The organism is uncultured Roseibium sp. (assembly GCF_947496995.1).
In the GTDB taxonomy this organism is placed as follows: Bacteria; Pseudomonadota; Alphaproteobacteria; order Rhizobiales; family Stappiaceae; genus Roseibium.
On the sequence record NZ_CANMFD010000001.1, the window covers coordinates 755,247 to 775,046 of the forward strand.

Annotated in this window: 20 protein-coding genes, 1 tRNA gene and 1 pseudogene; 11 read left to right on the top strand and 11 right to left on the bottom strand. The window is 58.5% G+C overall.

Translation table 11 applies throughout. The features are described 5' to 3' along the window. Window positions 1-156: 156 nt before the first annotated feature. The 5 genes from Q1B40_RS03365 to Q1B40_RS03385 form a co-directional block, all read right to left on the bottom strand. Entirely contained in the window at window positions 157-1,530 is a 1,374-nt protein-coding gene (locus tag Q1B40_RS03365) for a putative sugar O-methyltransferase (protein ID WP_299809991.1), read from the bottom strand. Between the two features lie 172 nt (window positions 1,531-1,702). Beyond that, complete coding sequence (locus tag Q1B40_RS03370) at window positions 1,703-3,007, bottom strand: RkpR, polysaccharide export protein (RefSeq protein ID WP_299809994.1); 1,305 nt, start codon at window positions 3,005-3,007, stop codon at window positions 1,703-1,705. Between the two features lie 33 nt (window positions 3,008-3,040). Then, window positions 3,041-3,700 (bottom strand): ABC transporter ATP-binding protein, encoded by a 660-nt coding sequence (locus Q1B40_RS03375; RefSeq protein WP_299809996.1) that lies wholly within the window; start codon window positions 3,698-3,700, stop codon window positions 3,041-3,043. Then, the gene (locus Q1B40_RS03380; RefSeq protein ID WP_299809998.1) at window positions 3,697-4,485 is read right to left on the bottom strand and encodes an ABC transporter permease; all 789 of its coding nucleotides are present in this window, start codon (window positions 4,483-4,485) and stop codon (window positions 3,697-3,699) included. The genes Q1B40_RS03375 and Q1B40_RS03380 overlap by 4 nt, the downstream gene beginning before the upstream one ends. A gap of 282 nt (window positions 4,486-4,767) precedes the next feature. Further along, window positions 4,768-4,857: transfer RNA gene (locus Q1B40_RS03385), tRNA-Ser, on the bottom strand. A gap of 319 nt (window positions 4,858-5,176) precedes the next feature. Here Q1B40_RS03385 and Q1B40_RS03390 point away from each other — a divergent pair. The 4 genes from Q1B40_RS03390 to Q1B40_RS03405 all read left to right on the top strand — a co-directional run bounded on the left by Q1B40_RS03390 (window position 5,177) and on the right by Q1B40_RS03405 (window position 8,726). Next, window positions 5,177-5,491, top strand: a complete 315-nt coding sequence (locus Q1B40_RS03390; RefSeq protein ID WP_299810001.1) for a hypothetical protein — start codon at window positions 5,177-5,179, stop codon at window positions 5,489-5,491. A 451-nt stretch (window positions 5,492-5,942) separates the two neighbouring features. Continuing rightward, the gene (gene msrA / locus Q1B40_RS03395; protein ID WP_299810004.1) at window positions 5,943-6,599 is read left to right on the top strand and encodes a peptide-methionine (S)-S-oxide reductase MsrA; all 657 of its coding nucleotides are present in this window, start codon (window positions 5,943-5,945) and stop codon (window positions 6,597-6,599) included. A 316-nt stretch (window positions 6,600-6,915) separates the two neighbouring features. After that, window positions 6,916-7,239, top strand: coding sequence for a hypothetical protein (locus Q1B40_RS03400; RefSeq protein ID WP_299810007.1), 324 nt, complete (start codon window positions 6,916-6,918; stop codon window positions 7,237-7,239). Further along, window positions 7,236-8,726, top strand: a complete 1,491-nt coding sequence (locus tag Q1B40_RS03405) for a methyl-accepting chemotaxis protein (protein WP_299810010.1) — start codon at window positions 7,236-7,238, stop codon at window positions 8,724-8,726. Before Q1B40_RS03400 ends, Q1B40_RS03405 begins: the two co-directional genes overlap by 4 nt. A gap of 86 nt (window positions 8,727-8,812) precedes the next feature. On the opposite strand, the pseudogene Q1B40_RS24695 reads toward Q1B40_RS03405, so the two are convergent. Next, window positions 8,813-9,465 (bottom strand): annotated as a pseudogene (locus tag Q1B40_RS24695) (nucleotidyltransferase family protein). A 151-nt stretch (window positions 9,466-9,616) separates the two neighbouring features. Here Q1B40_RS24695 and Q1B40_RS03420 point away from each other — a divergent pair. From Q1B40_RS03420 to Q1B40_RS03430, 3 genes are all read left to right on the top strand, one after another. Next, a complete protein-coding gene (locus Q1B40_RS03420) occupies window positions 9,617-9,988 on the top strand; it encodes a hypothetical protein (protein ID WP_299810018.1) in 372 nt (123 codons plus the stop codon). Between the two features lie 55 nt (window positions 9,989-10,043). Next, entirely contained in the window at window positions 10,044-10,373 is a 330-nt protein-coding gene (locus Q1B40_RS03425; RefSeq protein WP_299810021.1) for a hypothetical protein, read from the top strand. Between the two features lie 196 nt (window positions 10,374-10,569). Then, on the top strand, window positions 10,570-10,908 hold the full coding sequence (locus tag Q1B40_RS03430; RefSeq protein ID WP_299810024.1) for a hypothetical protein: 339 nt from the start codon (window positions 10,570-10,572) through the stop codon (window positions 10,906-10,908). Window positions 10,909-11,054: 146 nt separating this feature from the next. Here the strand turns inward: Q1B40_RS03430 and pheT are convergent, their stop codons facing one another. Genes pheT through pheS form a run of 3 tightly spaced genes read right to left on the bottom strand, consistent with a single transcriptional unit; the run spans window position 11,055 to window position 15,298 of the window. Then, window positions 11,055-13,472, bottom strand: a complete 2,418-nt coding sequence (gene pheT / locus Q1B40_RS03435) for a phenylalanine--tRNA ligase subunit beta (RefSeq protein ID WP_299810027.1) — start codon at window positions 13,470-13,472, stop codon at window positions 11,055-11,057. Between the two features lie 58 nt (window positions 13,473-13,530). Then, window positions 13,531-14,184: a phenylalanyl-tRNA synthetase subunit alpha gene (locus Q1B40_RS03440; RefSeq protein WP_299810030.1), complete on the bottom strand. Its 654-nt coding sequence runs from the start codon at window positions 14,182-14,184 to the stop codon at window positions 13,531-13,533. Window positions 14,185-14,215: 31 nt separating this feature from the next. Beyond that, entirely contained in the window at window positions 14,216-15,298 is a 1,083-nt protein-coding gene (gene pheS / locus Q1B40_RS03445) for a phenylalanine--tRNA ligase subunit alpha (protein WP_299810033.1), read from the bottom strand. 428 nt (window positions 15,299-15,726) lie between these two features. Between pheS and Q1B40_RS03450 the strand changes: the two genes are divergently transcribed. Next, on the top strand, window positions 15,727-16,680 hold the full coding sequence (locus Q1B40_RS03450) for a YihY/virulence factor BrkB family protein (protein ID WP_299810035.1): 954 nt from the start codon (window positions 15,727-15,729) through the stop codon (window positions 16,678-16,680). Here the strand turns inward: Q1B40_RS03450 and Q1B40_RS03455 are convergent. Continuing rightward, window positions 16,663-17,604 carry a LysR substrate-binding domain-containing protein gene (locus Q1B40_RS03455; protein ID WP_299810037.1) on the bottom strand — a complete coding sequence of 314 codons (942 nt, stop codon included), beginning with the start codon at window positions 17,602-17,604 and terminating at the stop codon, window positions 16,663-16,665. The two genes, Q1B40_RS03450 and Q1B40_RS03455, sit on opposite strands and share 18 nt — an antisense overlap. 133 nt (window positions 17,605-17,737) lie before the next feature. On the opposite strand from Q1B40_RS03455, the gene Q1B40_RS03460 reads away from it, so the two are divergent. From Q1B40_RS03460 to Q1B40_RS03470, 3 genes are all read left to right on the top strand, one after another. Beyond that, window positions 17,738-17,875, top strand: a complete 138-nt coding sequence (locus Q1B40_RS03460; RefSeq protein ID WP_299810039.1) for a hypothetical protein — start codon at window positions 17,738-17,740, stop codon at window positions 17,873-17,875. 353 nt (window positions 17,876-18,228) lie between these two features. Beyond that, entirely contained in the window at window positions 18,229-18,591 is a 363-nt protein-coding gene (locus Q1B40_RS03465; RefSeq protein WP_299810041.1) for a MerR family transcriptional regulator, read from the top strand. Then, the gene (locus tag Q1B40_RS03470; protein ID WP_299810044.1) at window positions 18,588-19,187 is read left to right on the top strand and encodes a short chain dehydrogenase; all 600 of its coding nucleotides are present in this window, start codon (window positions 18,588-18,590) and stop codon (window positions 19,185-19,187) included. Before Q1B40_RS03465 ends, Q1B40_RS03470 begins: the two co-directional genes overlap by 4 nt. A 22-nt stretch (window positions 19,188-19,209) precedes the next feature. Here the strand turns inward: Q1B40_RS03470 and Q1B40_RS03475 are convergent, their stop codons facing one another. After that, window positions 19,210-19,800, bottom strand: coding sequence for an alkylphosphonate utilization protein (locus Q1B40_RS03475; protein ID WP_299810047.1), 591 nt, complete (start codon window positions 19,798-19,800; stop codon window positions 19,210-19,212).

Consider the following 19,800-nt stretch of genomic DNA (forward strand, 5'->3'; position numbering starts at 1 on the left):
CAGAACGCTCAGCTGCTGCAGCACGCCGTTGCCGGTCACTCGGCCCTGTTCGCTGTAGATGACTGTCCCATCCGGTACTCTTCAGCACCGGAAATACCAGGGGAAGAAGCGTAAGCGGAGACCGCACCATAGGATTTGGATTGCGCGAAGACCGCGTCAGTCTCTGGTCCAGAAGCTGTCCGAATACATTGTCTTGCTGCTCGCGTCGGCATTGGCCAGCTCTGCTCGGGAAAGGTCGACCACGGTGTAATCCGGCAAACACTCTTTGTAGGTTTCCAAGGTGACGGCCTCCAGAACGCCACCGGTCCCCGGTACTGTGGAGACGCTCTGACCCTTCATGTGCTGCATCAGGTAAATGTTCTTCGTGGCTTTCGACACGATGTCCAGGTAGTGCTTGACGACATTCGGTTCCATCTCCTGGAAACTCGCGGCATTCCAGAACAAGTCGACTTTCCCAATGGAAATCATCGGCAGCTGCGAATTGGCGAAAACATAAATCTTGCCGGCCTCGATGCCGTCGAGGCTCTTCATTTCCCTGCAGACTTCGTAATCGACGAAGTCCTTGCCAAAGACCTTTTTCAGGTACTGGTTCTGAATGTACAGCTGCGGGATAATGTCGAAGAGCAGAATGGTCGCGGTTGGATGCGCCTTCTTGATGAGTTCGGCCTGCTTGGCAGAACCTGATCCGAGTTCGACGATGACCTTGTTGTCCAGGTTCATGAACCTGGATACGTAACAGTATCTTATGTAAAAGTTCAGCCAGGAATTGGTGTAGGCCGAGCCGCCGCGATCGTGCAGGTCTTCGGGATTTCCGACGTCCGAAACACTCAGGCTGCCGAGGAACGCGGTGTTGTCGCTCTGCCTGAAGGATGCCGCCCTGTCATAGGCTTCCTCGTAATTCAGAGCCGCATTGAGATTGTCGGTTGCTCCGAACGCCCGCAGAACCGCTCCGGCGGTGCCTTTCGGGTCGTTGTTCCTACGGAAATCGCGCAGGCCATTTTGTAGAAGAAATCCGTACAGCCTCTTGGTTTTCTTGTACCAATAATTTGTTGTTTTATAAATCGCATCGGAGTTTCGATAGTCTTCCATCATCAATTGAAGAAGTTCTTCGTCATCATCGACTTGTTCGGGAATTTTTTGGTCCGATTTCATCATGGCTCTATGATCTATGTTGAAGCTGAGATCTCTTTCGTTCCAATTTTCACGATATAAGGCAAGCAAAAACTTTTCGCAGCAACGCTCTGCCCCCAGACCGGTCCCCGGCGCGGCGCGATTTCGATCGTGCGCAGCCGGGAAACGCTCATTTGCTGCGCGAGCCGAAGGACGCCGATCAGGCGTTGAAGGCCGTCCCAAAGCCTTTGATCCGTGCGCCTGCATGGTTTTGCGGGCCGTTGCTTCCCGTCCGTGCGCGACTGACGAGCGAAAGCAGGATCTATTTCGAGTTCGGATGCTGATGCCGGCCGGTCGCGAAGAGAGGTTCAAGCCGAAACGGTTGGGAGGAAGAAGGGACTGGGATGATTCGCCCGCCACGGATATCCCTGCTCGTCAGGCGAAGCGTGCCGACGTGGGGCCGAGCCGTCGCAGGGGGCGGGTGCGCCAGCACGGACACGCCTTCGAGGGACATGTGTCTCCGGAGGTGGTGTGCCCGACCGTGCCGGTCGCGCATCTTGAAGGGCTGAGGCCGGTCGCCGGCCAGAGCCGATCAGTTCCGGTCGCGGATGTTGTAGTACATCAGCACGCAGAGCAGCCAGGCGCCGAGCAGGATCAGAAATGTGCTCAGCGAATATAGCAGCCGGTTCGGGTATTGTGCCCTGTCGGAGAGGGTCGGCGGGATGAAGGTTGCCAGGTAGAGGCTGTTCCGGTTGGCCTCCTGGCGGGCCTGTTCGAGACCTGCAAGTGCCGTGGTGAAGAGGTCCTGAGCAAATTCCTCTTCAAGGGCCAGTTCGGAGAAACTGGCGAGTCGCTCGGAGATCGAAGCTCCCATGCTCCCGGTTGAGCCTCCGCCGACACGCGATTTTTCCAGCTGTAATTGGTTCTCCAACGCCGCGATCTCCTCGGAGAGCAATCGGATGCGTGGCGACTCAGTATCCAGGTAACTGAGGAATTTTAGGCGCTCGGCCTTCTTCTCGGAAATCCTGTTGTCGAGTTGCCCAATCAGCTGCAGCGCGATCTTCGCATCGTCTTCGGGGCTGACTTCCTGGGTTTCCTTCCGGTATTGTAGGATCTGTTTCCTAATGGCCTTGAGGCGCGTTTCCGATTTCGCCACGGCTTCTTCGGCGTAGCGAACGCTCTCGCGGCGGTTCTTTGCTGACAGTTCGTTTACGAGCTTTTCGGATTTTTCCATGACAAGGCTGCTGATCCTGAGGGAATCCCGCGGGTCGAAGCTTCGGACTTCCAGGTAAATGACGCCGGACGTCGAATCGTAGTCCACGTCAATCATGCTGTTCCAGTAGGAAAGCCGTTCTTCGATCGGAAGATCCTCACCCATGCGGAACAGCCAGTCCGCGCCCGAGCGGTTGTAAATGTCCGTTAGATCGACCTCAGAGGCAATATCTTCCAGCAGGGTCTGGCTCTGGACGTAGTCGCTCACTATATAGCTGTTGGATTCCGTAGAGTCAGCGCCGGGGGACATAAGGAAGCCCATGAAATCAGAAGCAGGGGCCGAACTGCCGCTGCGAATGGCAAATGCCGCAATGCTATGATATTGATTACTTGCAAAGAAAAAAATGTAGATTGACGTGACAGACGAGGGGATAATAACCATTAGCAAAAATCCAAGAACAATTAATCTGTGGCGCGTCTTTATAGATGATTTGGCAGTCCTATTTGGTAATGTAATTTCTAGGAGTTTTTGCGGATCAAGTCCGGATCTTCTCAGGCGATCGATAATTGTGCCGTCGCTACTTTCCTTTTCTTTAGAGTTCGGCAAATTTGATGGCACTCTAGTGAGGTTTGTCACAGAACTATCTTGTCTTTCCGAGTCTGCCGGTTTAACTATGCCGGTCATTGTGTTCACCTGAGTCTTGGGTTTTTGAGAAATCTATCTGAGAGCCATGTTCTGAGAATGTATCTCCACAGCATCATTAATGTTCTCGTAGAAATTCAGAGAACCATCCTCCAGAACGATTCCGGCTGAACAGTAGTCTAGCAATGTCTCGGTTGAGTGAGAAACCATAATGATGTCAGAATGCTTCAAACGCTTGGTAAATACTTTTCGACATTTTTTCTTGAAGTTTTTGTCACCAACCGCGGTGATTTCATCAACGAGATAATAGTCGAACTTGATTCCCATGCTCACGCCGAATGCGAGTCTTGCTTTCATTCCGGATGAATAGGTCTTAACAGGCATGTAATAGGCTTCTTCTAGCTCTGAAAAATCCTGAACATACTCGACCAAACCCTGAGTATCGGTACCATAAATTCTGGCTACAAACCGAACATTTTGTTCTCCGGTTAGGCTAGGGTTAAAGCTGCCTTGAAAGCCCAAGGGGAATGAAACGTTTGCCCTTCTGATTATTCTTCCAGAAGTCGGCTTGATAGTTCCGGCCATCAGCTTGAGAAGAGTGGACTTTCCAGCTCCGTTCCGGCCAAGCAATCCGATGCTTTTCCCGCGCTGGATTGTGAAAGAAACATCCTTAGCAATAAATTTGAGACGGCCTTTGTGCCTGAAGGCCTTAGTCATGTGCTCAAGCCTAATCATTTCGGTTCCCTTATTCGTGCATCGAACATCCAAACCAAGACAAAACCGAATACGACAGAAAAGATGGCTATACCTACCACGTAAGTTAGGTCGACATAAGCGGCTCTGTAGGTCGGGTAAAATCCGGTTCTGAACAGGCCGACAACATGGATCATCGGATTCCACATTAGAAATTCCCTGTACGGATGTGGGATCTCTTCAGGCAGAAAAAAAACGCCTGAAACCATGAATGCAGGCCGATTGATGATGCCCCAAACGTGTTCATAAGTAGTGTTCATATGAAACCATACAGCATTAGCGGCCCCAACGCCAGATCCTAGGCTAATAGCAAGTATACTTGCGATTATTACAGGCTCTAAGTCAATTGAACCAATGGGAGAAAATAAATTTATACATGTAAATAAAAGCATATTAACTGCAAATAATGTAATTAATTGGAGAATTATTCTTGATATAATGGTATCGTATGGGGTTACGACCGGGTAGTTTAGCAGCGCTTTGTTTGCTTCTATCGATTTGGCTATCTGGTCGGCAGTTGATCTGTAGGAATAAAACGCCAGATAGCCGGTTGCATAAAATAACACGAAACTCCTCCCCAAAGGAGGTAGACGTGCGATCGCGGAAAAGACCAGTGTCAAGATGCCGATAAATAGCACTGGATCCAGAACCGCCCACATATATCCGCCAAACTTGGTTCCATAGCGAGTAGTCATCTCGCGGATGATCAGTGCGGAGATGATGGCAAACTGACGTTTGAGGCTGGCACCAAGGGACTTTGAATACATAAGAACCTTTTTATTACGTTTGGGGCATCCTAAATTAACTCGTTCACCCGAAAATTAAATGAATTTTCCAACCTTTCTAAGGCAATGCGGCGCTCATATGCACCTCAGTACCTCGTCCATCCGAAATGGCTGGCGGATATGTGATTCATCTTTAATTGGTTGAAGCCATTCATGCAATCAGTTGCCGCAAAGGTTCGGCGGCGCACGTCGCCCAGCGAAGCATTATCCCAAGCTTGGTCGGCAATTCCGAATTCGCAGCATTCTCGTGTAAATTAGAAACATTGGCGGACAGAGAGGGATTCGAACCCTCGGAACGCTTGCACGTTCACACGCTTTCCAAGCGTGCGCCTTAAGCCACTCGGCCACCTGTCCTTTTCAAGCGGTCGACCCACTCGAGTGCCGCGCAATATACCCATGACGCGGTCGAGCGCAAGCGCCTTGCTGCGTTTTTTTGAAGTTGCCCTCAAGCTTTGGATTTTTCTGGGAAAATTGCGGAACCACAGGCCGCTCAGGGCGTTCACCCGGTGGCCTGCCGGGGTAAATGTCGCAAAATTGTGTTGCATATCAATACCAGTATATTAATTGTGTGGTATTACCTTGAGGAAGCGCTCAATTGGAGGCGTGACAGCCTTTTTCGGCGAACTCGCGTGAGTATTAACTATATAAAGTGTGATGCGTAGAAAGATATACCATGATTAGTGTTTTAAAATTTTTATTCCGGTTACTGGGATATGGCCTTCTCGCTGTCGCGATTGTTGCCGGAATCTCGGATGCAAGCAGTTCAATTGCTCAATCACAAGTTTATCTGGCTCCGCTGGGGCATGTCTGGTCCAACCTGTCGCCCTACACCTTCGAACTGGTCGGAAACTCGGTTCGGCCGGGTCTATGGGATGTCGCGGAGCGGACCGTGCTGGTCTGGCCGGTCTGGGCTGTGCTGGCCCCGCTGGGTATGCTGCTTTTGTGGCTCGGCGCCAAGCGCCGGCGCCAGCTCGCCCAGTTTGCCTGAAGCCTGCGAGACCCATCGGATCGCTCGCTGATGCCAGACGGCGAACCTGAGGACCTGTCAGACGAGAGGGGGCAGGTTTGCCGGCAGGCGGCCGCGCGCAAGGCGGCATGGCAGGTGACGCAATGTAGGCCGGCACCGGGACAAATCTCCGAAGGCTGCAATTGGGGGAATTCTCCTTCGCGCCCCCCGTTCCGAGGGATGACCCGTATCGCCCTGCGGCACGCTTCTCGTGGAACAATCTCCAGTCGTGCTCAGGCAAGCTCATATGTCTGCCGGAGGGTATAAACCGTCAATTTGCCGGACGGCCCTTGGCATGGCTGGCAAGCTGCGCCACATATATGGCTGACCATCAACCGTTAAGCGCACTCGGCCCTGCGCCCGTCCTTGTGTGTGTCGGAGGCGTCCGCCACCCGGCAGGCAAGGCGGCGCGGGCAAGTGCCGGAGATCCGCCATGTCGTTCATGACCATGCTGTCCAAGAAATTTTCCCTGCCGGGCAAGGAGGAAGCCTTGCCGGGGCGTGCCGAGGCGATCGTGCCCGCCGAACCCCATTTCGTCAACGGCAGGGCCCTTGCCGGGCCTTACCCGGCGGGGATGAAGACGGTCCTTCTCGGCATGGGGTGCTTCTGGGGCGCAGAACGCCTGTTCTGGCAGCTCCCGGGCGTTCATGTGACCGCCGTCGGCTATGCGGGCGGCATGACGCCCAACCCTACCTATAATGAGACCTGCACCGGCCGTACGGGCCACACCGAGGCGGTTCTGGTCGTTTATGATCCAGGCAAGGTGACGCTTCAGGATCTTTTGAAGGTGTTCTGGGAAAACCACGACCCGACGCAGGGCATGCGCCAGGGCAACGATACCGGCACGCAATACCGCTCGGCGATCTATGTGGCAGATGAGGAAGACTTAGAAGCCGCCGAGAAGTCCAGGGAGGCTTATCAGCAGGCCCTGAAGGCGAACGGCGTCCCGGCCTCCATCACCACGGAGATCCGCCACCTGGATACGTTCTACTTCGCGGAGGACTATCACCAGCAGTACCTGGCCAAGAACCCGAGCGGCTATTGCGGCATCGGCGGCACGGGCGTCGCTTGCCCGACGGGTCTCGGCTGACCGCCTGAACGTGCCGAGAAAGCGTGACAAAGTCAGCTGATCGGTCGCAGAGCCGATCCTGGTACTTTCAAACGGCTTCATGGCCTCCGTCCGTTTGCGGTCGGAGGCCTTTTCGTTTGCAATTTCCCTTCCCCGGCTGGTTCAGCTTTGCCGATCGGGTGTGCCCGCGCACGTGAGGATGGGTCTTCGAGGCGTCCTGTCTTCAAATTCTTTTCCGGATCACGGGAAATTTGGACGCCCGCAACCAAAAACTTCAGCATTTCTTAAAGTAAAACAGCGAATGTACGGGTAAATGCATACGTGTGAGGTTGATTCGATGACATCATCCGCAAAGATCTTTGCGGTTACCTATTTTCTCGGCGCCAGCATGCTGATGTGTCTCGGCGTGCTCATGCCGGGTGGCAGTGGGCTGGTTGCGGTGTTCGCCAAGCCGGGTGGTCTGACGGCCGCAGAGGTCATCGCAAGGGCCGAGGGGTCGATCATCTTTGTCCGCGACGGATCCTGGGTCGCACTGACCGAATCTGAAGATCATGAATTCATCGCCAGTCTGTATCGGGCCGGGGCCGGCTTTGTCGCCTCCTCGGCCGTTGCACAACTCTGCGCGCGCTGGAATGGGGTTTTGGGGGAAAATACGATATGAGTGAAACCACGAATACGACTTCTGGTCTTGACGCTTTCCGGGATACTTTCGCCAGGATCGCCGTCTATTTCATCTGGGCAAACGTTGCTGTGGTCATCGCGGCCGCCTGGCTGGTGGGTACCGTGTCCCTTGTGGCCGTGGGCGGCGCGGCGCTGGTCCTCGGGGCGGCTGCCACTGTCACCTGGATGAAATTTGGCTCCGGCGTGGAGACGCGGCTTGCAACCGCCATGTCCCTTGCCGGGCTGGTCGCGCTTCTTGTCGCTTCCCTTGCCGTCCCCGCCGGGCAGGTGTCCTACCAACTCGACGGTCACATGTATTTCTTCGCCGTCCTGGCGATCCTGGCCAGCTGGGTCGACTGGCGCGCGCTGGTGGCCTATGCCGCCGTCGTTGCAGTCCACCACATCGTGCTCAACTTCGCCATGCCCTGGGCGGTGTTCCCCAATGGCGCGGATTTCGCCCGCGTGCTGTTTCATGCCACCGTCGTCGTGCTTGAAGTTGGCATCCTGTGGTGGATGACCAGCAATCTGGGCAAGGCTTTCGACATTTCCGACAAGGCACGTCACGAGGCTGAGGAAGCCCGCGCCGAGGCGGTCTCCCTGCAGCGCCAGAGTGCCGACCATGACGAGGCGCAACGGCGAAGGGAGGTGCTCGTCAACGAGCGGATCGCGGCATTCCAGATGGACATCGCCGCCAGGCTGGACGAAGTCGGCCGCAAGGTTCATGAAATGCGCGGTTCGGCGGAGGAGCTGGGCTCCGTGGCCAAGGATACCACCGGCCGTGCCGCGTCGGTGTCGGACGCTTCCGAAACGGCCTCTTCCAACGTGCAGATGGTCGCATCGGCCGCTGAGGAACTGTCGTCTTCCATCGCTGAAATCTCCCGCCAGGTCGAGCAGACCACGGGCATCGTGGTCCAGGCGACGGAAAATGCCCAGACCAGCAACACCAAGGTTGCCGGCCTTGCCGAGGCGGCGAACCGGATCGGTGAAGTGGTCACTTTGATCCAGGCGATCGCCGAACAGACCAATCTTCTCGCCCTCAACGCCACCATCGAGGCGGCGCGCGCAGGAGAGGCCGGACGAGGCTTTGCGGTTGTTGCGGCCGAAGTGAAGGAGCTGGCGACGCAGACATCCAAGGCGACCGAGGAAATCGGTGCGCAGATTTCCGCCATCCAGGCGGAAACCAAGGATGCGGTTGCTTCCATCGGGCTCATCGCCACCACGATGGACGAGGTCAACAGCTATACCGCGGCCATTGCCGCCGCTGTCGGCGAGCAGGGCTCGGCAACAGCCGAAATTTCCCGCAACGTCGCGGAAGCGGCAGACGGCACCGGCCGGGTCGCGGAAAATATCGGCGGCGTGCGTGAAGCGGTCGAGAGGACCGGCAAGTCCGTCGCATCAATGGTGGAAGCCACGGAGGTCCTGGATGGGGACACCTCCGAAATGCGCCGCTCGATCGACGCCTTCCTGAAGGACGTCGCAGCCGCCTGACCGGTGGCTGCAGGATCAGACTTCAAGTGAATGAACAGGACCGGCTGATTTTCAGCCGGTTCTTTTTTGCCCGGTGGCATCCCGGATCACACACTGCCGCCGTTCCAGGGGGTGACCTCCAGCTCCGGCCACAGGGCCTTCATCCGCTCCGCCTTCTCGACATATGTCTGCTCGTTCGGCTGCACGTAGTTGGGGACGAGGCGCATGGCGAAGAGATTTGCAAGGCCGAAGGGAGCCTGGAGCACGATCCTGCCGTCCGGTCCAGCCTGGCCGCTACCGCGTGCGTGCGGGCCGCATAGGTTGTCAGAGAGTCGATTGAGCAGTCCAGCGGCCGGTAGGGGCGCCCGAAGCGTTGTTCGTACCATAGGTGTACCCGCGCCTGATTGCGCACCTCCAGCAAGGGGGCAAGGTCGGGCAGGGCGGCGTTCACCTTGCGGATGACGACGTCTTCCGCCTCCCATGAGAGGTCTGATCCGTCAAAATAGATGACGTCGAAATCCTTGAGGCCGTGAAGGGCCGGCCGGCCGGTCAGGACATTCCAGACACTCTGGTAAATACCGCCTGAAACCAGCCACCCGTCGGGCAGCGCGAGATCACGTATGGAGATGAGAATTTCCATCACATGCGGGAGCGTCGAAAGGATCTGTTCGAGCCGCGTGATACGCTCTTCTTCGCGGGCGGCATATGGTTCGCCCAGACGGGTATCGGGGCCGGGTCGGGTCTGGGCATCTGCTGTCATGCTGGGGCCTTGTCGTCAGCATCGGCGGATCTCAAGCCTACGCGATTCTGCGCGCGGGAAAACCCGGAACCCTGAAACTTCGCCGGAGCGGCTTGACTATGCGCCGATAGACGCCATTTCGCATTCAGGACCAATCAACCGGGACATGCATATGAGCCAGCAGAACAAGGGACCGCTTGCCGGAAAAGGCAGGCCTGAAGAACGCGGGTTTGGAAAAGGCAGACTGGGATGGATGGCTGCTGCCGCAGGGGCGGCGCTTGTCTTGTCGGCTGTGCAGCCTGCCGCGGCGCAGTCGGGGCGGCCCGACACACGCTCGATGAGCTGCGCGCAGGTCCAGGCTCTCATCAGCCAGCGCGGCGGCGTCGTGCTGAGCACGGGCCAGTATACGTTTGACCGCTACGTGGCGAACCGCAATTTCTGTCAGCACGGCGAAATTCTCAAACGCGACTACGTACCGACCAAGGACAACAACAGGTGCTATGTCCAGAGATGCTCCAACAATCAGCCGTTCTATTTCGACTGAAGGAGCTGAATGGCCGCAGACGCTGGACCCATCTCCGATCGGGAAGGACTTGCAGATGAACGCAATGGTCAAGACGGTTTTCCGGAAGCTGCCGGTTCTGGCGGCTGCGGGAGCCTTTTTCCTCCATCCCGGCCTCCTGCAGGTTCAGGCGCAGTCCGCACGGCCCGATACGCGTTCCATGACCTGCGCTCAGGCGCAGGCCATGGTCAAGCAGCGGGGTACGATTGTCATGTCTACGGGGTCGACGACCTACGAAACCTTTGTCGCTGACGCCCGCTATTGCGTTCCGCGCGCTAGTTCGGTCCGGGCACGATTTGCACCGACGAAAGACGATCCGAAATGCCCGGTCGGCAACAGGTGCTACCAGAACCGGAATAACCGCTGATCGATCTGAAAATCATGGCGTACCGGTTTACGAACCGCCGGGCCGTCGTGCCCGTGTCGTAAATTTTTCCGGCAAGAACATTAATGCTCTCCACCTCGGCTATTGCAAATGGACCTCGTTTCACAAATATGGAACAAGGAGTACTGAAGCTCTTTTGTTAAATAATTTTGCCTGAAATCTCAGGAAAGGCCTTGCGATGAACGCGAACAGCAACAAGAAACAACTATCAATTGCAGGGCTTGGCGTCGGCGCCGGGCTGGTTTGCGCTGCGTTGTTCTTGACTGTGCTGTCCGCCGAAGCGCAGACCCGCAGGCAACCCGACACCACCGCGCTCACCTGCGCGCAGACGCAGGCGCTGATCGACAAGTTCGGCGCGATCAACCTGAAATCCGGTCCGTACAAGTTCGACCGTTATGTGTCGGGCAGGAACCAGTGCGTGTCGGCCGGGCGTGTGGTCAGTACAACATATGTGCCGACCAAGGACGATTCCAGCTGCCCGGTAAAGGTCTGTGCCGAGCAGGGCCAGCAACAATAGCCGGAGTTCCAGCGCGCGCAGCCGAGCGAACGCCGGATTACATCCTTCGAAAAATCAGCTGCCTGCTATGGGGCGCACTGCCGCCGGAAAGCAGCGCGCCGCACGGATATCTCCGCGCGGCGCCTTGAAATTCAATGATCCGGCAATCAGCTCCTCAGCGTGCCGCCGGTCGCTTTTTCGACATTGGCGATGATCCGGGCTGAAACGGCGTCGATCTCCTCGTCCGTCAGCGTCTTTTGACGCGGCTGCAGCAGGACGTCGATGGCAACAGATTTCTGGTCTTCCGGAACGCCCTTGCCTTCGTAGATGTCGAAAAGAGTGACTTCGGAAATCAGGGTCTTTTCTGCGCCGCGCGCCGCTTTCAGAAGCGTTTCCGCCGAGACGTCCCTGGCAACGAGGAAGGCGAAGTCGCGCCGCACCGGCATCAGGCCGCTCGCGTTCAGCGCGCCTCTGGACCGGCTGCCCTTGCCCTTGGGCTGCGGCAGGGCATCGAGATAAATCTCGAATGCGGCCAGCGGGCCTTCGATATCCAGCATGGCAAGTGTGCGCGGATGAATTTCCCCGAACACGGCCAGGGTGTTTTTCGGGCCGAGCTTCAGGCAGCCGGACCGTCCTGGATGGAAGGTTGCCGGGGCATCCGCGACGACCTGGAGCTTGTTGACCGGTGCGCCGATTGCGGCAAGCGCGGCTTCCGCGTCGGCCCTGACGTCAAAAACATCCACATCGCCGGAGGCGCCCGCCCAGTGGCGTCCGGCACCCTGCAGCTTCGCCGTGCCGCGGCGAACGCCTGCGGCGACCATCTTCTGTCCGTCCGGCGTATCGTTCTCGAACACCTGGCCGATTTCGAAAAGGGCGACATCCCCGAAGCCGCGGTCGGCATTGCGCTGGGCGGCTGCCAGAAGGCCTGGCAGCAGGCTGGGACGCATGTCCGACATTTCCTGCGAGATGGGATTGGCCAGAGCCAGCGCCGCGTTGCCGCCGCCGAAAAGCTCCGCCTGGTCCTTGCCGATGAACGACCAGGTGACCGCCTCGTTGAAACCCCGGGCGGCAAGCGCGCGCCGGGATTTGCCGCGGCGTATCTGGCTGGTGGTCAGCACCTTCTGTCCCACGGTGCCCTGGCGTGGCAGCGGAGTGAGCGGAACCCGGTCGAGCCCGATGATGCGCACGACCTCCTCCACGAGATCGGCCTTGCCTTCGATGTCGGGCCGCCAGCTCGGTGCTGCAACCCTGACCGTGTCACCGGCGCCGGAAATCCAGAACCCGAGGGATTTCAGGACGACATTGGCTTCCGCGTGCGAGAGTTCGACGCCGGAGAGACGCCGGATTTCCGAATAGGGGAAATCGATGATGTTGCTGGTCTCGGGAACCGAACCGGCCTGGACCGGTTCCGAGGCTTCTCCCCCGCACAGGTCCAGCACCATGCGTGTGGCATACTCCAGTCCCGGCATCATGTAGTCCGGATCGACACCGCGCTCGAAGCGGTAGCGGGCGTCCGTGTTGATGCCGAGTTTGCGGCCGGTGGCCGCGATGTCGTCCTCGTCCCACAAGGCGGACTCGATAAGCACGTTGACGGTCTCTTCGGTACAGCCGGAGGGCACGCCGCCGAGAATGCCGCCGAGGCTCTCGATGCCGTTGTCGTCGGAAATCACGCAGATCGTCTCATCGACTTCATAGGTCTTGCCGTTGAGGCCCTCGAGGCTTTCGCCTCTCCGGCCGCGACGGACCACGAGATCGCCGCTGACCTTGTCGGCGTCGAAGACGTGCAAGGGCCTTCCCTGGTCGAAGGTGATGTAGTTGGTGATATCGACGAGGATGTTGATCGGCCTCAGGCCGATGGCCGTCAGCCGGTCCTGCAGCCATTGCGGTGACGGACCGTTCTTCACGTTCCTGACCATGCGCAGGCCGAACGCCTTGCACATCGCCTTGGTGCCGGCGAAGTCGAGCTTCACATCGACCGGGCAGGGATAGCTGCCGCGGGTCTGCTCGTGAGAGCGTTCCTTCAACTTGCCGAGGCCGGCCGCTGCGAGATCCCGCGCGATGCCGTAAACGCCCGTGCAGTCCGGGCGGTTCGGGGTCAGGCCGATTTCGATGACGGGTTCGTCCAGTCCTGCCCATTCGGCGTAGCTCATGCCGACGGGCGCGTCTTCGGGCAGATCGATGATGCCGTCGTGCTCTTCGGAGAGTTCCAGCTCGCGCTCAGAGCACATCATGCCGAAGCTTTCGACATCGCGGATCTTGCCCACCGACAGGGTGATGTCGAGGCCCGGGACATAATCGCCCGGCTGGCCGAGCACGCCGACGAGGCCGGCGCGGGCATTGGGGGCGCCGCAGACGATCTGGACCGGGTCGCCTTCGCCGGTATCGACCTTCAGGACGCGCAGGCGGTCCGCATTGGGATGCTGCTCGGCTTCCAGGACCCTGGCGATGCGAAAGGGCTTCAGACGGTCGGCGCGGTTGGTGACCTCTTCCACTTCCAGCCCGATCATCGTGAGGCGTTCCACGATCTCCTCCAGGCCGGCATCGGTGTCCAGGTGCTCCTTGAGCCAGGAAAGGGTGAATTTCATGAGTGTTGCTCTTTATCGGTCGTGCAGCGCATGCGCGCGCGAAACTGGTGAAACGAGGTTAGTTGCTGAACCGGTCCAGCTCGGGAATGATCGTGGCCTGACCGTAGCTATTGGCGAACCGGCGGCCGATATCGGAGAGGTCCTGTGTCCAGAAGCGCACCATTTCCGGTGTGATCTGCTGTCCGGTGGCAATCGCCTGGGCTGCTTCCGTTTCAATTCGGTCCCGCAGGATGCCGAGCTCGAACTGGGCGGAATATTCGGCCCTGTATTTGCCCAGCCAGCCCATGGCGACAATCGCCACCATCACCAGGACCGCGGCGCTGCTGGTGAGGCCGGCCCATTTGGCCGTGCCGCCGATACGCCGGTCGCTGGCGATCAGCACGATCGAGGCAATGGTCAGGAAAGCGACGATGTAGATCGCCTGGAGAAAGCTCTGGTATTTTTCCGCCGAACTTGCCTCATGGCCGGCCCGCAGCCGAGTGATGCGGTCGCGCAGATAAAGCAGGGCGTCGGCTTCCGTGCCGAGCTTGTCGCGGAAATAGGTGTCGCAAAACCGCAAGCGTCCCCGGCTTTCGATCTTTTCGGCACAGGCCTCGAGAAACGACGTCGGTGTCGCAACGCGGCTTTCCTGATCCGTGGTCTGGGCTGCCACCGGCAGAATGGCGGCGAGTGACAGAGCGGCAAGAATGAATAAGCGGGTCAGCAGTGACATGGGTATACGCCCCCCTTGAAGGTCCTGACAGTTAACTGGACAACCCGCCGAACAGCGTCGGCAGGTCGAGAGGGCGGAAGCCGTAATGCTGGATCCAGCGCACATCCGCGTCGAAGAACGCCCTGAGATCCGGCATGCCGTATTTCAGCATGGCGATCCGGTCGATCCCCATGCCCCAGGCAAAGCCCTGATAGACGTCCGGATCGAGGCCGCAATTGCGGATGACATTCGGGTGCACCATGCCGCAGCCGAGAATTTCAAGCCAGTCGTCTCCCTGGCCGATCTTCACTTCGCCGCCCGAGCGGTCGCACTGGATGTCCACTTCCATCGACGGCTCGGTGAACGGGAAGAAACTCGGCCGGAAGCGCATCTTGACGTCGTCGACTTCGAAGAAGGCCTTGCAGAATTCCCTGAGCACCCACTTCAGGTGACCGAAATGGCTTTCCTTGTCGATGACGAGCCCTTCCACCTGATGGAACATCGGCGTGTGGGTCTGGTCGCTGTCGCAGCGATAGGTCCGCCCCGGGATGATAACCCGGATCGGCGGCTCCTGTTCGCGCATGGTGCGGATCTGCACCGGCGAAGTATGGGTGCGCAGCAACAGGCGTTCGCCGTCTTCCTTCGGATTGAAGAAGAACGTGTCGTGCATCTCGCGCGCCGGATGGCCTTCGGGAAAGTTCAGCGCCGTGAAGTTCAGTTCATCTGTTTCGATGTCCGGGCCTTCCGCGATGGAAAAACCCATATCGGCGAAGATCGCCGTCAGTTCGTCGATCACCTGGCTGACCGGGTGGATCCTTCCGGTTTCCGCCGGAGACGGGCGCAGCGGCAGGGTGATGTCGACTTTTTCGCCGGCAAGACGGGCTTCCAGCGCAGCTTCTGCCAGAACGTCCTTGCGGGCGGCGATGGCCTCGGTGATCTTCGCTTTCAGGCCGTTCAGGGCAGGGCCCATCACCTGGCGTTCTTCCGGGGTCATCTTGCCGAGCGTTTTCATCTGCTCCGAGATGGAGCCCTTCTTGCCGAGGGTATTGACCCGCAGCTCTTCCAGGGCGGCTTCATTCTCCGCGCTTTCGATGGCGGCCAGAAGGTCGGATTCAAGAGTATCGAGATTGGACATGCGTGCTCAAGTACCGGTTCGCGCGCGGCGCGCGCATGATGTCGAAACAGAAAGTCGGGGTCTTTTAGCGAATAATCGCACACATTGCCACGGTCTCAGCCGCATTAATGCGTGAGACCCCGTGAGAAGGAAAAGCGCTGGAAATGAAGCGCATTAGCGCCTAAATCGCCCGCAGGCGGGGCCCTGCAGCGCAATGAGGCGCAAGCCAACGTCCGCAAATGCGCGCAAGTCGGCGGCGGGTCCGGATCGTTGGATATGTGCGGTGCGCTCACTCATGGGCGCCAATCTACTCCACGAACCGGCATTGGCAAGCAAAAAGGCATTTCAGGGAACTTCGCGCCTGACCGGGCGTTTACTCATGATATTTGCCCGCTCGAACGCGGGAGTGTTCCGGCGGAGTGCTTCGCCTGCTTGCGCAAGAGGACCAGATGGCGGTAGGCCGAAATGCAGACAGTCCGGCGGGAATTCCGGCGGCAGGATGGCGCGACATTCTCTATCGTGTCTGGCGCGCGGTGCAGAAGGATCACGTCGGTCTGGTAGCGGCGGGCATCGCCTTTTACGGTTTGCTGGCGATCTTTCCGGCGATCACCGCCCTTATGGCGATCTCCGGACTGGTGGTGGAGCCTGCCGAAATCCACAATCAGCTTGCGACGATCAGGACCTTCATTCCCCAAAGGGCGTCCGAGATCATTCTCGAACAGGCGGAAAGCGTGGCCGGCTCCCAGGATGCGGGTCTCGGTATCACCTTCATCGTCAGTCTCTCGCTTGCCTTTTATTCGGCCTCAAAGGGCATATCGAGCCTGATCGAGGGGCTTAACGTTGCCTATGACGAGCATGAAACCCGGGGGTTCTTCAAACGCAAGCTTCTGACGCTGGCGCTGACGGTCATTCTCGTGCTTGTATTGCTGCTTGGACTGGCCTCTGCGCTCCTGCTGCCTGTCATCCTGAATTTCCTCTATCTCCCGGACTGGCTCGCGGGTGTCTTGTCGACAGTGCGCTGGATACTCATGGGTCTGCTGACCGTCATGGGGTTGTCGCTCGTCTATCGCTTCGGGCCGTGCCGGTCCGATGCCAGGTGGAAGTGGATTACGCCCGGCGCGGTGACGGCTGCATTGCTCTGGCTCGCGGCATCCATCGGCTTTTCGGTCTACGCGGCTAATTTCGGCAGCTACAACAAGACGTTCGGAAGTCTGGCCGGGGTCATCATCCTGCTGATGTGGCTGTGGATCTCCGCCTATATCGTTCTGCTTGGCGCGGAACTGAACGGTGAAATGGAAGCCCAGACGCGCAAGGACAGCACCACAGGCCCCGAAAAGCCCATGGGCGAGAGGGGAGCGGTGAAGGCCGACGTTCTCGGAAAATCTTTAACCGCCTCGGACTAGTGGGTTTTCTCCTGCCACCGAATCCGCACCCTTCGGCCGTCCGATGGAGGTCTGCAGTTCTTCTTTCAGCCAGGTGCCAAAGGCTCGCTTCGCCTTTGTCTCCGGCGCGTTGCGACCGCTGATCAGCCAATAGGCCATGCCTGTTGCCGGGCGTTCGGGAAAGGGGGCGATCACCTGGCCGGAATTCACCGCGTAAACGGCAAGTGTCTCCCAGGCGAGGAAGACACCTTGCCCGGCAATGGCTGCATCGAGGCACAGGGAGCCGTCGGAAAACGTCGGTCCGTCCTGAAGAATGCTCTCGTCCAGCCCGAACAGGTCCAGCCAGCTCTTCCAGGTAAACATCTGCCCCGGATCGTGGATGATCGGCAATTTGCCGATGTCCTTCGGTTCCCTGATCTGTTCGGCAAGCGCCGGACTGCACACCGGGAAGACCCGCTGGTTCAGCAGTTTTTCCGCTTTGACGCCCGGGTAGGGGCCGCGGCCTACCCGGATGCAAAGATCCACATCGGATGTATCCGGATCGACCAGGTCGATCGTCGCCTCCACTCGAACCCGTATGCCGGGATGCGCCTTGCTGAAGGACTTCAGGTGCCAGACGAGCCATTTGCCTGCAAAGACAGGGGCGACGGAGATTGTCAGCGCATCTTCCCTGCCGCGTTGCGTGGTCGCCACCGCAGTGGAGAGCGACGTCATCGCGGACGTCAGATGCGGCTGCATCGCCAGCATATGCGAGGTGGGAAGCAGCAGTCTGTTCTGTCGTTCGAAAAGCTGAGCACCGAGCTGGGCTTCCGTCTTCTGGACCTGCTGGCTGACGGCGCCGACGGTGACGCCGAGTTCTTCCGCAGCCGCCTTGACTGAGCCAAGACGGGCGACGGCTTCCACGGCCCTGAGGCCGGACAGATGAATGCGGTTCAGATTTTTCATTATAGATAATCTAAACCGAATGGCAGAAGAAGTCGATTTTTATCGCCAAAAAATTCGACTATATAGAAGCATAGCTAAATTCAACAAGAGGGATTTGGCGATGACAAGAACAATAATAAGGAGACTTAAAGTCATGATGAAACTGTTTATGCGCCGCCAACTGACCGCCAGACCGGCATCCGCTTACGACCGCGCCGATCCGCTGTCCCATCCGGCGATCCAGCGTATGAGCCAGCGCGAACTGGCCGACCTGCCGTTGAGCCGGCGTTAACGAGACCCTGACCGGCTTTTCAGCCGGTCATGACCGATCCTTTTCGGTGTGAAGCCGATCAAGTAACTTTGTGAAATCAGAAAACGGCGCCGGTGCCCCCCGGCGCCGTTTCTGTTTAGGGATTTCCTTCAAGCCAGTACTCTTGGGGGAATTCTCCGCGTGTTGCGCAAGCCCGTTGCCGAAGGACCAGTCCTCTACCTGTGTTTCCACCAGATTGATGAAAATGTCCTCGGGCAAGCCATTCTGCGAAGCTTTCAGCAGCGCGGGTAATTTCAGTGCTGCTCGGAAAATGCCTTGACCTGGAGTGACTCCAGACCGGTAGGTTCGTAACCGCAACACACGAGCAGTGCCCCATGAGAATTTCTGAAGCCTCCACGAAAAGCGGTCTGAGCGCCGACACCATCCGGTATTACGAAAAGTCGGGAATCGTCCCTCCGATTGACAGAGGTCCGGACGGATTGCGGCGCTTTTCGCCTGAAAACCTGGAGTGGCTCACGCTGCTTTACTGGCTCCGCAAGACCGGAATGCCGATGAAGGAGATGCAGCGGTTTGCGTCGTTTTACCGGCAGGGAGAGGCAACCGTTCCACAGCGCAGGGATCTGCTTTTGAAACATGAACAGCGGCTGCAGGAACGCCGGGCGGACCTCGCCAGGTGCGAGGAAGTCCTGAGCTACAAGCTCGCGGCGTATGACAGGATCGAGGGAAACAGGTCATGAAAATTATTGTCGTCGGAGCCGCGGGAGCGATCGGCCAAGCGGTTTGCGCCGAACTGGCGCCCAGGCATGACATCATCACCGCCGGGCGCTCTTCCGGAGATGTTCGTGTCGATCTGGCCGATCGGACGAGCATCGAGGCGATGTACCGGGCTGCCGGCGCAGTGGACGCTGTCGTCTGTGCGGCGGGGGAAGTCGAATTCGGCCGGCTTTCCGAGATGACCGGAGAAAAATACCTGTTCGGGTTGAAGAACAAGGTTCTCACCCAGATCAACCTGGTGCTGGCCGGAATGAATGTTCTGACCGATGGCGGATCGTTCACGCTGACGAGCGGCATTCTGGACCGGGATCCTGTCCGGGAGGGCTCGGGATCTGCGACCGCGAACGGCGCGCTGGCCGGTTTCGTCAAGGCGGCGGCCATCGATATGCCGCGCAGCCTGCGCATCAACGTGGTCAGCCCCGGCCTGCTTCAGGTTTCAGCGGAAAGATACGGCGCCATCTTTCCCGGCCATGATCCCGTCTCGTCGCGCCGGGTCGGTCTGGCTTATGCCAAATGCATTGAAGGTGCCGCGACAGGGCAGATGGTGCCGGTGGACTGAAGCCCGGCTTGGGACAGGGCTTCTAGGACTTCTTCACGAATTCCGTCAGGATGACGATCCGCTGGTCGTTCACCCGGCCTTCGATATGCGCCGGGTTGTCGGCAACGAGGCCGATGTTGCGCACGGCCGTGCCGCGCTTGGCCGTGAAGCCGGCACCCTTGACCTTCAGGTCCTTGATCAGGGTCACCGTATCTCCGGACGAAAGGATGGCGCCATGGGTGTCCTTGTGAACCACATCGGTGTCCTCGCCAGCGGTTTCACCGGTCCCGTCAGCCTGCAGGCCGGCCTTTGCCCAGGCAAGAACATCGTCTTCCAGGTAAAGCATGTCCAGAAGATCCCGGGCCCAGCTTTCATCTGGCATTCTGGCAAGCAACCGGTAGGCGGCGACCTGCACAGGGGGAACCTGGCTCCAGGCGGATTCGTTCAGGCAATGCCAGTGGGTCGGGTCGATATCTTTCGTACCGGAGATCTGGTCGGCGCAAGCGGCGCAGGCGAGGATCGCCATGTCCGCGCTGCCGTCTGCTTCAGGGCCGATCTCCAGCGATGCCGGAGCCTCGGCGGAGCTGCAGAGTTCGCAGGCGTTGCCGGCGCGTTCACGGAGGGTCTGCTCCAT

What these genes read in the sequence shown, in the direction of transcription:
- Q1B40_RS03370 (WP_299809994.1), bottom strand. Translation starts at nt 3,007, where the DNA reads ATGACCGGCATAGTTAAACCGGCAGACTCGGAAAGACAAGATAGTTCT.
- Q1B40_RS03375 (WP_299809996.1), bottom strand. Translation starts at nt 3,700, where the DNA reads ATGATTAGGCTTGAGCACATGACTAAGGCCTTCAGGCACAAAGGCCGT.
- Q1B40_RS03380 (WP_299809998.1), bottom strand. Translation starts at nt 4,485, where the DNA reads ATGTATTCAAAGTCCCTTGGTGCCAGCCTCAAACGTCAGTTTGCCATC.
- Q1B40_RS03390 (WP_299810001.1), top strand. Translation starts at nt 5,177, where the DNA reads ATGATTAGTGTTTTAAAATTTTTATTCCGGTTACTGGGATATGGCCTT.
- msrA (WP_299810004.1), top strand. Translation starts at nt 5,943, where the DNA reads ATGTCGTTCATGACCATGCTGTCCAAGAAATTTTCCCTGCCGGGCAAG.
- Q1B40_RS03400 (WP_299810007.1), top strand. Translation starts at nt 6,916, where the DNA reads ATGACATCATCCGCAAAGATCTTTGCGGTTACCTATTTTCTCGGCGCC.
- Q1B40_RS03405 (WP_299810010.1), top strand. Translation starts at nt 7,236, where the DNA reads ATGAGTGAAACCACGAATACGACTTCTGGTCTTGACGCTTTCCGGGAT.
- Q1B40_RS03420 (WP_299810018.1), top strand. Translation starts at nt 9,617, where the DNA reads ATGAGCCAGCAGAACAAGGGACCGCTTGCCGGAAAAGGCAGGCCTGAA.
- Q1B40_RS03425 (WP_299810021.1), top strand. Translation starts at nt 10,044, where the DNA reads ATGAACGCAATGGTCAAGACGGTTTTCCGGAAGCTGCCGGTTCTGGCG.
- Q1B40_RS03430 (WP_299810024.1), top strand. Translation starts at nt 10,570, where the DNA reads ATGAACGCGAACAGCAACAAGAAACAACTATCAATTGCAGGGCTTGGC.
- pheT (WP_299810027.1), bottom strand. Translation starts at nt 13,472, where the DNA reads ATGAAATTCACCCTTTCCTGGCTCAAGGAGCACCTGGACACCGATGCC.
- Q1B40_RS03440 (WP_299810030.1), bottom strand. Translation starts at nt 14,184, where the DNA reads ATGTCACTGCTGACCCGCTTATTCATTCTTGCCGCTCTGTCACTCGCC.
- pheS (WP_299810033.1), bottom strand. Translation starts at nt 15,298, where the DNA reads ATGTCCAATCTCGATACTCTTGAATCCGACCTTCTGGCCGCCATCGAA.
- Q1B40_RS03450 (WP_299810035.1), top strand. Translation starts at nt 15,727, where the DNA reads ATGGCGGTAGGCCGAAATGCAGACAGTCCGGCGGGAATTCCGGCGGCA.
- Q1B40_RS03455 (WP_299810037.1), bottom strand. Translation starts at nt 17,604, where the DNA reads ATGAAAAATCTGAACCGCATTCATCTGTCCGGCCTCAGGGCCGTGGAA.
- Q1B40_RS03460 (WP_299810039.1), top strand. Translation starts at nt 17,738, where the DNA reads ATGATGAAACTGTTTATGCGCCGCCAACTGACCGCCAGACCGGCATCC.
- Q1B40_RS03465 (WP_299810041.1), top strand. Translation starts at nt 18,229, where the DNA reads ATGAGAATTTCTGAAGCCTCCACGAAAAGCGGTCTGAGCGCCGACACC.
- Q1B40_RS03470 (WP_299810044.1), top strand. Translation starts at nt 18,588, where the DNA reads ATGAAAATTATTGTCGTCGGAGCCGCGGGAGCGATCGGCCAAGCGGTT.
- Q1B40_RS03475 (WP_299810047.1), bottom strand. Translation starts at nt 19,800, where the DNA reads ATGGAGCAGACCCTCCGTGAACGCGCCGGCAACGCCTGCGAACTCTGC.